We start from the raw sequence: 13,509 nt of genomic DNA on the forward strand, positions 1-13,509 counted from the left end.
CGCGACGAACGTGGCGGCATATGCGCCACGCCAAGGCCTCTTTTGTCGGAAAGACGGGGCCAATACCACCCCGCGTGGCCGAGTGCTCAGAGCAGATCTTCGAGCGGCACGATGCTTTTCTGGATCGGGGACTTGATCACGATATAGCTGAAATATTGCGAGATTCCGAGATTGCGCTCCAGTAGCGCCTCGATAGTCTCGTGATATTCGGACACGTTGCGGGAGGTGAATTTTACCAGATAGTCATAGCCGCCTGAAATCAGATGGCATTCCGATACCTGACGCAACCGCCCGACTTCCTGCTCGAAGCGCGAGAACAGCTCGCGCCGGTGATCGGACAGGGTAAATTCCGTGAAGACGGTAACGGGCTGCGAGACCTTGGTCATATCGACCTGCGCCCCGTAGCCCGCGATCACCCCCGCCGCCTCCATCCGCTTGATCCGCTGGAGGCAGGGAGAGGCCGACAAACCCACATGCTCCGATAGCCGTACATTGGAGATACGGCCATTTTTCATCAGCTCGTTGAGAATACTGATGTCGATACGGTCGAGTTTGATCGTCACGTCGAGGGGATCCGTCTGTTAGGTCTTCAGGAGGCTTTGCGCAGCGCGGCCTGGTGGGCCGCAACCAGATCCGCCATCGAATTGAAGCGGAAATCGTAATTCGGCATCTCGCCCGGGTTCATCGTGGCACCGAAGCCTTTTTTGTCATGGCGGCGGTAGATCCACGCGGAGGTCAGGCCGTGACGGTTGGCGGGCTTGTGATCGTGGAACATGCTTTCGGCGGTGTGCAGGATCTCGTGTTTCTCGATCCCGACACGCGCCAGATGTTCGATCATATAATCGAAGTTCCTGTCGGACGGCTTGTAGCTGCCCACATCCTCGGCGGTATAGACGTGATCGAAGGTCACACCCAGCTTGTCATTGGAATGTTTGAACGAGGCCGCATCGACATTGGTCAGCACACAGAGTTTGAAGTATTTCTGCAGATATTGCAGGGCGCCCGCCGAATCCTCGAACGCGGGCCAGTTCTTCACCGACTGGCCATAGGTCTCGCATTCCTCCCAAGTGACCGGAATATCCCATTCCTCGGCGAGGCGGCGATAGACGGTTGCCAGCAGGCGGGAATAGGGCATCGCGGGGGTCCAGCGCTGCTGGGTGCTTTCATGATAGGCATGCGCCTCGAGGATCTGATCGCGCGACAGGGGCGATGCCAGCCGCGCCGTCAGCGGCTTCAGCCCCTCGACCATGCCGCTTTCCCAATCGATGAGCGTGCCATAGACATCGAAGGTCAGGATCTTGTAATCATTAAGGTTCATTGAGGTTTTCCTTCAGGGTTTCACGCCATAGAGGCAGATCTCAACGGGATTTTCACTGATGTCGTCCCATTGCTAGTTGTGCGCCGGATCAAGGCAAGAGGATTTCCCGCAAGGCGGTCATATCCTCGCAGGCTCTGCGCCAGATCCGGCCATATGAGCGGATTTTAGGCGCAGCAACGTGGCTGCGCCGAATTTTTATGCTGCCCATATGGATAAGTACGGACAGCTTCTACCTCCCCTCAGATCACGAGGCAGAGGCGGAAGGCGTCATAGATCGCGGCATGGATCGAGCGCGAGGCAACCGCATCGCCGATGACAAAGAGCGCATAGCCCTCGCCTTTGGCAGGCGTGCCGGGTTGCGGCTTGAGCGCCAGCAACTCGTCGAGCTGTGTCTCGCCATTATTGGCCGAAGCGCTCCGCATCTCCTGATACAGCTCGTCATAGGGCAGCGAGCCGTGATCGACGACCACATCATCCACCTCATAGGCAATCCGCTCGCCCGTCAGCATATGGACCATGGTCACCTTCAGCCCGTTGCCCGAGCGCTCGACCTTGCGGATCTCGAGGTCGATATCGACCTTCGTATGGAGCGCCGCAAGCTTCTTGCGATAGGTGATGCGCGATTGGTATTCCATCTCCTGCGCCATGAATTCATCCATTGTCGTCAGGCTGACATCGCGGCCCATCTCGGCCAGCGTCAGCGCGGTGGACGGTGCCTGATGGCGGCCGGTGCCATCCACGACCAACACTTTCTGGCCGATAGTCTGCGGCTCGTTAAGCGCATCCCATGTGGATTTCACCAGCTCCTCGCCGCCCTCCGGGACGGTGGTATCCGGCAGACCGCCGGTTGCCATAATCACCACATCGGGGGCCTCTGCCGCAATCTCTTCCTCGCCGGCAAAGCAATCGGTCACGACCTTCACGCCCAGATGCTCCAACTCGGCCACACGCCAGTCGACGATCGCGATCAGATCCCGACGCCAGCCCGCAAGTGCCGCGATCAGCACCTGACCGCCCAGCTTCGGACCCGCCTCGAACAGCGTCACCTGATGGCCACGCTCGGCCAGAACACGTGCGGCCTCAAGCCCCGCAGGACCGCCGCCCACAACCACGGCCTTCTTCTGCACCTCCGCCTTCGGCACGATGTGGGGAAGTTTATATTCGCGGTTCGATGACGCATTATGGATGCAGTTGCCCAACCGGTAGAGGCAATGCGAGGTGCCGATACAGGGACGGATACGGTCGGCTTCGCCCTGCTCCAACTTTTGCACGATATAGGGGTCGGCGATATGGGCGCGGGTCATCCCCACCAGATCCAGAAGCCCTTCCGAGATCGCATAGCGCGCAGTCTCGAGATCCGGGATGCGCGCGGCATGGAAGACCGGCAGTTTCACCTGTTTCTTGAACTCGCCCACGGTTTTCAGGAAGGGCGCCGAGGGACGAGCCATATTGGGAATGTTATGCTCGACCAGTGCCAGCCCCGTATCCATCTTGCCAAAGATACAGTTGAAGAAATCAATCGAGGTCTCTTGCTGCAGGATACCCGCAATCTCGAGACATTCATCGAAATTCAGACCGATATTCTCGCCTTCATCAACCACATAGCGCATGCCGACGACGAAATCGTCGCCCACTTCGCGGCGGATGGAGTCATGCAACTCCAGTGCGAAACGCACACGGTTCTGAACCGAGCCGCCCCATTTATCGGTCCGGAAGTTGGTCAGCGGCGAGAAGAACTGGCCGATCAGGTGGCCGCCTGCCAACGTCTCCAGCCCGTCAAAACCGCCCTCTTTCAATCGGCGCGCAGCCGCGGTGTAATCGCGGATCACGCGGCGGATGTCGTGCTCGTCCATCTCATGGGCAATCGCACGGTGACGCATCTCGCGCAGGCGCGACGGCCCGAGCGCGGGCAACCAGTCGCGCACCGTCGCATCGGCACGGCGCCCCAGATGCGAGATCTGGCACATGATATGGGCACCATGTTTGTGCACACGCGCGGACATCTGTTGCAGATAGGGGATAGCGTCATCATGGCTGACATCCATCTGGTTGCCGCCCCAGTTGCTGTCAGGGCTGACCTGCGAGGAGCCGCCGATCATGGTCATCGCCAGACCGCCCTTGGCCTTTTCCTCGTGATAGGCCTGATACTGTTCACGCGGATAGCCGCCACCGCCTGCGGTCGCCGCATGCGAGGTCGAAATGATGCGGTTGCGCATCGTCAGATGTTTCAGCTTGAACTCGGTCAACAGCGGATCGCGGGTGCGCAGCTGTGCCGGTTTTGCGTGGGTATTCATCTTGCTCTCCGTTGGATTTTTGCGCAGCGGGCCCTCGTTATGCGGCCCGTTCCAATGATCTGGGGCCTCAATAAAGACCTTGCCCCGTCACCTCTTCCAGCCAGCCGCGGCGCAGTTGCGGCACGGCGCGGACGAGATCGCGGGTATAGGAATGCTGGGGGTCGGCGCTCAGGCGGTCGCGAGGGGCACGTTCGACCTCGCGGCCTTTGTAGAGGACCATCACCTCGTTACACATCGCCTCGACCTTCCCGAGATCGTGACTGATGAAGAGATAGGACAGGCCCAGCTCGCGCTGGAGCTCGACGAGCAACTCGATCACCGCATTGGCCACCACCGTATCAAGCGCCGAGGTCACCTCGTCGCAGATCACCAGTGACGGCTCGGCGGCCAGCGCACGCGCCAGATTGATCCGCTGCTTCTGCCCGCCCGACAGCTCGCGCGGCGACAGATCCGCCAGATGCGCCGGAAGCCGCACCATATCCAGCAGCTCCAGCACCCGCTTGCGCCGCGCCTCGCGCCCCAGCCCATGGTAGAATTTCAACGGGCGGCCAAGGATATCGGCATTGCTCAAGCGCGGATTGAGCGCGGTATCGGCCATCTGGAAGGCGATCTGCAACTCGCGCCGGTCCTGTTTCGACCGCTTGCGTGCATTGGTGATATTCAGTTCGCGCCCGTTCAGGAGCCCATAACCATGCGCGGCAGGCAATAGCCCCGCCAGCACCCGCCCCATGGTCGATTTCCCCGAGCCGGATTCCCCGATCAGCCCCAGTGTCTGGCCCTTGCCGATCTTGAAGGAGATATCGCGCAGCACCGGATGTCGGGGCATATTGTTGCGGATCGGGCCGTAACCTGCGGTCAGCATCCCGACCTCCAGCACCGTATCGGGATCAGGGGTGGTGTCCAGCTCCAGCCGGCGCGGCTCCGAGGCTTTCAGGAGCGCCGAGGTAAAGCCCGATTGCGGGCGATCCAGCACGGCACCGGCCTCATTATTCTCCATTACCTGCCCGTCTTTCAACACGATGATCCGGTCGGCAATCTGCGCGACCACACCCAGATCATGGCTGACATAGATGGCGGTCACGCCCTGCTGGCGGATCATATCCTTGAAGGCCTTCAGCACCTCGACCTGCGTGGTCACATCCAGCGCGGTGGTCGGCTCGTCGAAGATCATCACCTCGGGGGTGTTCATCATCGCCATCGCCGCCATCATCCGTTGCAACTGTCCGCCCGAGACCTGATGGACGTACCGCTCGCCGATCGTCTCGGGATCGGGCAGCGCCATCGTGGCCATCAGCTCTTTCTGGCGGGCAAGAGCCGCGTCCTTGGACATGGTGTTATGCAGCTTCGCGGCCTCGACCACCTGGGAGCGGATACGTTTGACGGGGTTGAACGCGGCTGCCGCCGATTGTGCGACATAGGAAATGTCGCGCCCCCGATAGTCCCGCAGCTGCGCCTTCGACAGGGCGCGCACATCGCGCTGGCCCACACGGATCTGCCCCTTGGAGATCGTGCAGCCCGGACGCGCATAGCCCATGAGCGAAAGCGCGATTGTGGATTTGCCCGAGCCGGACTCGCCGATCAGTGCCACCACCTCGCCCTTTCTGGCCGAGAAGGACACATCACGGACAATCTCGCGCCCTGCGGCTTCGATAGTCAGGCCCTGAACCTCGATGAAACTCTGATCGGTCATCTCAGCGCTCCTTCTTCTGTGCGGAGATGGCATCGACCATCAGCGTCATCGACATGGTCAGCGACAAGAGCGCCAGGGCAGGTGCGAAGATCGCAAGCGCCCCATAGCTCAGCCCCATCATATTCTCGGCAATCAGCGCACCCCAATCGGCTTCGGGCGGCTGCACACCCAGCCCGAGGAAGGACAGGCCCGACAAAAGAAGCGCGATATAGATGAACATGATCCCGAAATGGGTAACGAGATTGGGCAGGATATTGGGCAGGATCTCGCGGAAGATGATATAGAGCGGCCCCTCGCCGCGCACATGCGCCGCATCGATGAATTCAAGCCGCGACACATTCATCGCCGCCGCCCGCACATTGCGGTAGGCCGAGGGGATATAGAGCGCGGTGATCACAATCACCAGAACGGGGATCGAGGTGCCGAACCCCGCCACGGCCACCAGTGCGAAAATGGTGGAAGGCAGCGAGTTGACGGTATCCATCAGCCACGAGAGCGCCGTATCCAGAGGTCCACGCACCAGTGTAACCCCCACCCCGAGGATCAGCCCGAAAAACAGTGCAAGCCCCGCAGTCAGGAACGGCAGGCCCACGGTATATTTGGCCCCCGTCATGATCCGCGACAGCACATCGCGGCCCAGATAGTCGGTGCCAAGCCATGTCTGCGCGGTAGGCGGGCCCAGCACATTCCAGCTGTCGATGAATTCGCCCGGATCATGGGGCGTCAGCCAGTCGCCGAAAATGGCGATGAAGGCCCAGAACAGGAAGACAATAGCACCCATCACCGACAGGATCGGCCAGTTTGGCAGGACGGGGCGGCGCAGGCCGCGCGCGGGGCGCGATACGGAACTGTCCATCATCATGCGCTCCTCAGTTTGGGGTTGGCAAGAATGGCGATCACATCGGCGATCAGCACCAGCACAAGGAAACCGGCACAAAAGATCAGCGCGCAGGCCTGCATGAGCGGCAGATCGCGGTTCGAGACACTATCGACCATCAGCTTGGTCAGTCCCGGATAGGCGAAGATCACCTCGACGAAGACCACACCTGAAATCAACGCGTTCAGCGACAGCGCCGAGGCGTTGACGATCGGTCCCGCCACATTGGGCAGCGCATGGAAGACGGTGGCACGCAGGCTGGTCGAGCCCTTGAGAACGGCTGTCTCCACATAGGGTTCGTTCATCTGCTGCAGCAAGATCGCCCGCGTCATCCGCGCCATCTGTCCGATCACCGACAAAGACAGCGCGATCACCGGCAGGGCCATCGTATGGAGCAGCCCGCCGAAAGAGGTCACACGGTCGATAGAGGAGAGCGCCGGAAACCAGCCCGTCCAGACCGACAGCACCAGAACGATGACGGTGGCAATCAGGAAGGACGGTGTCGAAAGCGCGATAATCGACAGGAAGGTGGTGAGCCGGTCGAAGACCGAATTGGGCCGCATGGCCGAAGCAATACCCAGCACCAGCGACACGGGGATCGCCACCAGCGTCGACAGACCCGCCAGCAGGAGCGAATTGCCCAGACGGGTTGAGATCACCTCGGTCACCGGACGCCCGTCCACCAGCGAAACGCCGAAATCCCCATGGGCGATCCCGCCAAGCCAGTGAAGGTAACGCATGAGTTCCGACTGATCGAGCCCCATCTTGGCGCGCAGTGCGGCCAGCGTCTCGGGCGTCGCATCCTGTCCCAGAAAGCTCGCCGCCGCATCGCCCGGCAGGCTGCCCGACACCAGAAACACCAGCGTCGCAACCAGCCAGAGCGTCAGCAGCCCCAGAACGATACGTTTGAGGATCAGCGCAATCATGCGTCAAGCCAGACGTTTTCGGCGAAGGCATAGCCCATCATATTGCCGGTCGGGATCGGCTCGAGCCCTTTGAGCGAGGAGCTATGCGCATCGATATTGCTGAAGAAGACCGGAATGCCCGAGCCCGCTTCGTTGGAGACCATCTCCTGCATATCGGCATAGAGCGAGGCGCGTTTGTCCTCGTTGGTCTCCACACGCGCGGCCAGGAGCGCCTGATCGAATTTGTCGCTCTTCCATTTCGAGGAATTATAAGCCCCGTCCGACGCATAGCAGAGCGAGAAGATCATATCGGCAGTCGGGCGCTGGGTAATGGTCCCGAAACCGAAGGGCACCTTCATCCAGACATTCGACCAATAGCCGTCAACCGGCACACGCTGCACGTCGATGGTAAGCCCGATCTCCTTGGCCGATTGCTGCAGGATCAGCGCCATATCCAGCGTATTGCCGACGCCTGCCGAAGCCACCAGAGGAATGCTCTGGCCCATGACACCCGCCTTTTGCAGATGGAATTTGGCCTTTTCGGGGTCGAATTCGCGCTGTGCGAGGCTTTCGTTGAAATATTTCATCGTCGGCGCGATGGGCTGGTCATTGGCAACAGTGGCGAAATCGCGGTAGATCGAGTTCTGGATCGTCTGACGGTCCAGCAGATATTTCATTCCCAGCGCGAAATCATCGCTGCCGACGGTCGCATCGGTCTTCTGCATGATCAGATCCGAATAGGTGCCGGACTTGGTCACGAATAGCTCGACCCCCTTCGTCGTCTGGATCAGACGCGAGGAACGCGGATTGATACCGGTGGTCAGATGCACCTCGCCCGCACGCAGCGCGTTGAGCCGCGAACTTTCCTCGGGAAGACCGAAATACTCGATCGTATCGACGAATTGCAGACCGTCCTTGAAATACCCGTCATAGCGGCTGACCAGCGAGCGCACGCCCGGCTCGAAACTGTCGAGCTTGTAGGGGCCGGTGCCGATGCCCTTGGCGAAATCCGTCGTGCCTGCGGGCACGATCATCAGGTTGAAGGTGCCCAGAGCCACCGGCAGATCATAATTGGCGCTGGCAAGGGTAATGGTCACTTCCGACGGGCTGTTCGCCGTCACGCCGGTGATATCCTTGGTATAGCTCGTCGCGCGCGAGGCAGTTGCGGGGTCATTATGGCGCAGGAGAGAAAACACCACGTCATCGGCGGTGAAGGAGCGGCCGTCATGGAAGGTCACGCCCTGACGCAGCTTGAAGACCCAGGTCTTGCCATCATCGCTCGCCCATTCGGTCGCCAGTTCCGGTTGCGGGGTCAATTGCCCGTCAAGCCGCGTCAGACCGTTATAAATCATGAAGCCGCGCGCATAATCGGTGCCGGAGCGGAACCATGCCGGATCGAGGGTTTCGGCGGTCGAGGAGGACGAGCCAGCCACCTTCAGATCTCCCCCGCGCTTGGGCGTCGCGGCAAAGGCGGATGTGGCAGAGCCTGCAACCAGTCCGGCGGAGGCGATGGTCATCCCCGATGCCACCAGCATCTTCATGACATCCCGGCGCGATGCGCCACGACGCATGCGATGGTGCAACTCGTGTCGCGCGCGGGCGGACAGGTAGGGAGTCTCGAAATCACGCATTCTGGGTCTCCTTGTTGGCGGGCTATTCTGGTTCGGGCCATCTGCCCGTGCTCGGGTCCGTTGCAGATCCCCTATGCCCGTTCGATGTCATCAAGACTGCGGCAGACCTTGGCGCAGAATCTGTATGAAATGGCGGCTTCAACCGTGGGATCTGTTTTTTATCGGGGCATTTTCTGCGGAATTATGGCTGGCAGGCGGGTTAGGTTTGGGTCCAGGGCCATACTCTCCTGGCCAATCGACACGACAGGACACGCCATGGATCAGACAAAATTCTATATTGACGGACAATGGGTTAGCCCGGAGTTCCCGCGCTATATCGACATTCTGAATCCCGCGGATGAAACGGTGTGCGGCAAGGTCGCCGCAGGATCGGCGGCCGATGTGGATCGTGCGGTGGATGCGGCCAAAGCTGCCCTCGCCCGCCCGCCTCTGTCCCTGTCAGAGCGTATTGCGCTCCTCTACCGCATCGCGGAGGAGATGGAGAAACGCGAGGAGGATCTCGCGCAGGTAATTACCGACGAGATCGGCGTGCCGCTCTGGTATGCGCGCAAGGGCCATGCCGCGGCAGGCCCCGCCCATATCCGCATCCTGTGCAAAGAGCTCGAGACATTTGCGTTCGAATGGATACAGGGCGATACGCTCGTCACCCGCGTGCCGATCGGGATTGCGGCACTGATCACGCCGTGGAATGTGCCGATCAACCAGATCATCATCAAGGTCGCCCCCGCGCTGGCTGCAGGCTGTGCCACGATCCTCAAACCTTCGGAGATCGCGCCGGGAAATGCCACGATCATCGCCGAGATCATGGAGGCCGCGGGCGTGCCGGCGGGGCTCTTCAACCTGATCCATGGGGATGGGCCGGAGGTAGGGACGGCCCTGTCCTCGCATCCCGAGATCGACATGATCTCCTTCACCGGTTCGACCCGCGCGGGCGTGGCCGTCAGCCAGAGCGCCGCGCCTACCGTCAAACGCGTGGGCCTCGAGCTTGGCGGTAAATCGGCCAATATCCTTCTTGATGATGTGGATCTGGAAGACGCCGTAACCAAAGGTGTGCGCGCGTGCTTCATGAATTCGGGGCAGGCCTGTTCGGCGCCGACACGGATGCTGGTGCCGCATGCGCTGATGGATCAAGCCGCCGGGATCGCCGCTCGCACCGCCAATTCGCTGACCGTGGGCCCGCCGCGCGCCGAGGGAACCGATCTGGGTCCCGTGGCAAGTGCCGCGCAATGGGCACGCATCCAGTCCTTCATCGAGACGGGCCTCTCCGAGGGCGGCCGTCTTGTCGCGGGCGGTCCGGGCCTGCCCGAGGGGCTCAATTGCGGGGCCTATGTCCGCCCCACCGTGTTTTCCCATATCACCCCCGAAATGACGCTGGCGCAGCAGGAAATCTTCGGTCCGGTTCTGGTGCTGATCGGCTACGGAGACGATGACGAGGCGATCCGCATCGCCAATGACACCGCCTATGGTCTGGCCGCCTATGTGCAGGGCAAGGATCTGGCCCGCGTGCGGGCCATCGGTCGCCGTTTGCGGGCGGGTCGGGTGCTGCTGAACTATCCCGCACTCGATCGCACCGCGCCCTTTGGGGGCTTCAAGCAATCGGGCAACGGGCGCGAGCAGGGCCGCTACGGGCTCGAAGAATTTCTGGAATATAGCGCCCTGATCGGCCATGGAACGGAGTAAGATGATGCGCGACAATCTACGGCCGGACCCGCCCGCGCGCACATTGCGCCCCGCATATATGGAGAGCTACAAGGAAGGCTTTGTCGAGGATACCGCGGGCTATATCCACTCCTACGATATGGCGCATGTGCTGATGCTGGGCGAGCGGGGTATCCTGCCTGCCGAGACAGCGCTTGGCGTGCTGGCGGGCCTGCGCGAGATGGACCGCCTCGGCATGGCCGACTGCCGTCGCAAGGCGGGCGGCGGCAACCATGCAGGCGAGGCATGGCTGACCGAACATAAGGGCGCGGCCATTGGCGGGGCCATCGGGCTCGCGCGCTCCTCGGGGGATCTGTCGGCGATTTCCTTCCGTATGTATGCCCGCCACACCCTGCTGGAACTGCGCAAGGGGCTCGTGGAGCTGCGCGCCGCGCTGGTGGAATTTGCCAGCCGCCATGTGGATCACGTCCTGCCGGGCAACACCCATGGCCAGCATGCCCAGCCCATCACATTCGCGCTTTGGGCGATGATGTATAATGACGCACTGGCCCGCGATTGTGCCCGCTTGGGCGAGACCATCGCCCGCGCCAATCACAGCCCCGCCGGTGCCGGGATCATGTCGGGGACAGAATTTCCCATAGACCGTAGCCGCATCGCACAGCTTCTGGGTTTTGACTCGGTGCTGACCAACACGCTTGATGCCGCGCTTAGCCATGATCTGGAGATGGAGTTTGCCTCCACGCTGAACATGCTGTGCTACACGCTCTCGCGCATGGCCGAGGATCTGTTCCTGTGGAACACCACCGAATATGACCTGATCACCCTGCCCGACTGGTTCATCGGGATCTCCTCGATGATGCCGCAAAAGCGCAACCCCGACGGGTTGCAGGATCTGCGCCATCTCTCGACACAGGCGCAGGCCACGCTGACCATGGTCATGGGCACCGAACGCGGCCCGACCGGCTTCCCGATCATCGAGCGACGCAATTCCGACCGCTCCCTGCGTCAGCTGGCCCGTGCCTTGGGCGAAAGGCTCGCGATCCTACCGGACCTGTTGCACGATATGGAGGTCAAATCAGCGCGCGCTGAAAGCCATGCCAATCTCTACTGGGCCAGCGTCACCGATCTGGCCGGTGCACTCGTGCGGCAGAACCGTATCGACTGGCGCAGGGCGCATGGTCTGGTTGCGGGATTTGTGCGGGACTGCATCGCCAAGGGCCAACCGCCCTACGAGATGTCCGCCGATGATTTCAACGCCTATGCAAGCCGTTCCGGCGCGCTGAAGATCACTCTCGACGAGGCCGTCTTCACCCGCGCGCTCGATGCGCGCGCCTTTGTCAGCCGCCGCGATACATTCGGCGGGCCCGGCCCCGAGGCAATGGATCACGCGATCTCGCAGGCCACCAGCGCGCTCGCCCATGAACGACAGGCTCTGCAGGCGCTCGAGACGACCTTGGCCAAAGCACAGGAAAACCTTCTGGCAACGGTCGACACTGCCGTGAAGGGACAGCGCTTCGTATGACCTCTTCTACGGCCGCGCCCGTCAAGGGCTCGAAGAAAGCCATCTGGTCCGTGGGCTATGTCCACGGGCTCAGCCATCTCTATATGCTGGCCTTGCCGCCGCTTTTCCCGCTTCTGGGCAAGGGGCTGGATGTCACACTGGGCCAGTTGGCCATCGTGCTGGCAGGGTTCAACCTGATTACCGCGGCCACGCAATATCTGGCCGGCATTCTGGTCGATCGTTTTGGCGGGCTGCGCTGCCTGAGGCTGGGGCTGGCGCTTTCGGCTCTCGGCATGCTCGGTGCCGCACTTGCACCCGATATCTGGACCTTCGGGCTGGCCTATTGGCTGGCGGGACTGGCCAATGCCATCTACCACCCTGCGGATTTCCGTCTGTTGAACCGCTGCGTCGCCAAGGAGAGGCGCGCCTTCGGCTTTTCGATCCATAGTTTCAGCGGCAATCTGGGCTTTGCACTGGCCCCTGCGCTCCTTGCCCCCTTGGGCTTTGCCTTCGGATGGCGTGCAGCCTTCCTTTTTGCCGCGCTTGTCGCGATCCCAGGATTGATCGCCCTGGCCATGCTGGACCCCGATGCAGCGGAGGCGCGCGGAAGTTACCGTTCCAGACACAGGCTGCATGACGTCATGAACAGCCGCACCGTGATGCAACTGCTGGTCTTTGCGCTCTTCTCTATCGTGTCCGGCGGGGTGCAGGGCTACTCGGTCCTCGCGGGAACACAGCATTTTGGCTATGGAATGCACGAGCTGAACACGATCCTGTCCCTCTATCTGCTGATCGGCACCGCTGGCATTCTGGCGGGGGGCCAATGGCTCCAACGCGGCGGTAGCGAGATCCTTACCTTCGCCATGGGTATCTTTCTGGGGATGGTAGGCTGGTGCATCGCCTGGTCTGGCACGGGTGGCGTGATCGGCTATGGCGCGGGCATGCTGCTTCTGGGCTTTGCCATGGGGGTGATCCTGCCTGCGCGCGATCTGCTGGTGGCGCGTGCCACCCCCGTGCACCTGCAGGGGCGGACCTACGGCTTCGTCACCACCGGCATCAATATCGGCCAGTTTCTGGCCCCGGCGATCATCGCCCCGCTCATCCAGCACGGAATGACAAATTTCTTCTACCTGCTGCTTCTCGAAGTCCTGACTCTGGCTCTTGTCATCGGCCTTCTAAGCCGTAATTCTGCCCCCTCGAACAAAAGGATCCTCTCATGACCGCCAAACCCGTTGCCGATTACAGCAATTTCGAGGCTCTCGACCTGCGCATCGGTCGCATCACCGAAGTCAAACCTTTCCCGCGTGCGCGTAACCCTTCTTATAAGGTCGCGGTGGATTTTGGCGAGGAAATCGGCGTCAAATGGTCCTCGGCCCAGATCACCCGCTATTCCGAAGAGGAGCTTCTGGGAAAATCGGTCGTCTGCATCGTGAATTTCGCGCCCCGCAACATCGCCGGTTTCCAGTCCGAGGTGCTGATCATGGGCGCTGCCAATGCCGCCGGTGAAACCGTTATCCTGACCCCCGAAAGCGACGCCACGATCGGCGGCGCGATCTACTGAGGAGAAGCGAATGAAGGTCCTCGTACCCGTCAAGCGCGTGATTGATTATAACGTGAAAGTCCGCGTGAAGGCG

The 13,509-nt window shown here is 61.3% G+C and carries 11 protein-coding genes; 4 read left to right on the forward strand and 7 right to left on the reverse strand.

All coding sequences use genetic code 11. The annotated features are described in order from the left end of the window. Nucleotides 1–86: 86 nt before the first annotated feature. The 7 genes from VSX56_RS11975 to VSX56_RS12005 form a co-directional block, all read right to left on the reverse strand. Nucleotides 87–563: an Lrp/AsnC family transcriptional regulator gene (locus VSX56_RS11975; protein ID WP_339115391.1), complete on the reverse strand. Its 477-nt coding sequence runs from the start codon at nucleotides 561–563 to the stop codon at nucleotides 87–89. A gap of 26 nt (nucleotides 564–589) precedes the next feature. Then, a complete protein-coding gene (locus VSX56_RS11980) occupies nucleotides 590–1,318 on the reverse strand; it encodes a haloacid dehalogenase type II (RefSeq protein ID WP_339115390.1) in 729 nt (242 codons plus the stop codon). A 239-nt stretch (nucleotides 1,319–1,557) separates the two neighbouring features. Continuing rightward, the gene (locus VSX56_RS11985; RefSeq protein WP_350937355.1) at nucleotides 1,558–3,612 is read right to left on the reverse strand and encodes an oxidoreductase; all 2,055 of its coding nucleotides are present in this window, start codon (nucleotides 3,610–3,612) and stop codon (nucleotides 1,558–1,560) included. A 67-nt stretch (nucleotides 3,613–3,679) separates the two neighbouring features. Then, a complete protein-coding gene (locus VSX56_RS11990) occupies nucleotides 3,680–5,302 on the reverse strand; it encodes an ABC transporter ATP-binding protein (RefSeq protein WP_350937357.1) in 1,623 nt (540 codons plus the stop codon). Between the two features lies 1 nt (nucleotide 5,303). Beyond that, entirely contained in the window at nucleotides 5,304–6,161 is an 858-nt protein-coding gene (locus VSX56_RS11995) for an ABC transporter permease (RefSeq protein ID WP_350937359.1), read from the reverse strand. Continuing rightward, a complete protein-coding gene (locus tag VSX56_RS12000) occupies nucleotides 6,161–7,105 on the reverse strand; it encodes an ABC transporter permease (protein ID WP_350937361.1) in 945 nt (314 codons plus the stop codon). Before VSX56_RS12000 ends, VSX56_RS11995 begins: the two co-directional genes overlap by 1 nt. Further along, nucleotides 7,102–8,715 (reverse strand): ABC transporter substrate-binding protein, encoded by a 1,614-nt coding sequence (locus tag VSX56_RS12005; protein ID WP_349295289.1) that lies wholly within the window; start codon nucleotides 8,713–8,715, stop codon nucleotides 7,102–7,104. The genes VSX56_RS12000 and VSX56_RS12005 overlap by 4 nt, the downstream gene beginning before the upstream one ends. 255 nt (nucleotides 8,716–8,970) lie before the next feature. Here VSX56_RS12005 and VSX56_RS12010 point away from each other — a divergent pair, with 255 nt between their 5' ends. Genes VSX56_RS12010 through VSX56_RS12025 form a run of 4 tightly spaced genes read left to right on the forward strand, consistent with a single transcriptional unit; the run spans nucleotide 8,971 to nucleotide 13,436 of the window. Then, nucleotides 8,971–10,395 carry an aldehyde dehydrogenase family protein gene (locus tag VSX56_RS12010; RefSeq protein WP_350937364.1) on the forward strand — a complete coding sequence of 475 codons (1,425 nt, stop codon included), beginning with the start codon at nucleotides 8,971–8,973 and terminating at the stop codon, nucleotides 10,393–10,395. A 4-nt stretch (nucleotides 10,396–10,399) separates the two neighbouring features. After that, nucleotides 10,400–11,896, forward strand: coding sequence for a lyase family protein (locus VSX56_RS12015; RefSeq protein ID WP_350937366.1), 1,497 nt, complete (start codon nucleotides 10,400–10,402; stop codon nucleotides 11,894–11,896). After that, nucleotides 11,893–13,095 carry an MFS transporter gene (locus tag VSX56_RS12020; protein ID WP_350937369.1) on the forward strand — a complete coding sequence of 401 codons (1,203 nt, stop codon included), beginning with the start codon at nucleotides 11,893–11,895 and terminating at the stop codon, nucleotides 13,093–13,095. Before VSX56_RS12015 ends, VSX56_RS12020 begins: the two co-directional genes overlap by 4 nt. Beyond that, nucleotides 13,092–13,436: a tRNA-binding protein gene (locus VSX56_RS12025; RefSeq protein WP_339115381.1), complete on the forward strand. Its 345-nt coding sequence runs from the start codon at nucleotides 13,092–13,094 to the stop codon at nucleotides 13,434–13,436. The genes VSX56_RS12020 and VSX56_RS12025 overlap by 4 nt, the downstream gene beginning before the upstream one ends. Nucleotides 13,437–13,509 lie beyond the last annotated feature (73 nt).

The organism is Thioclava kandeliae (genome assembly GCF_040297545.1).
Lineage (GTDB): Bacteria > Pseudomonadota > Alphaproteobacteria > Rhodobacterales > Rhodobacteraceae > Thioclava > Thioclava kandeliae.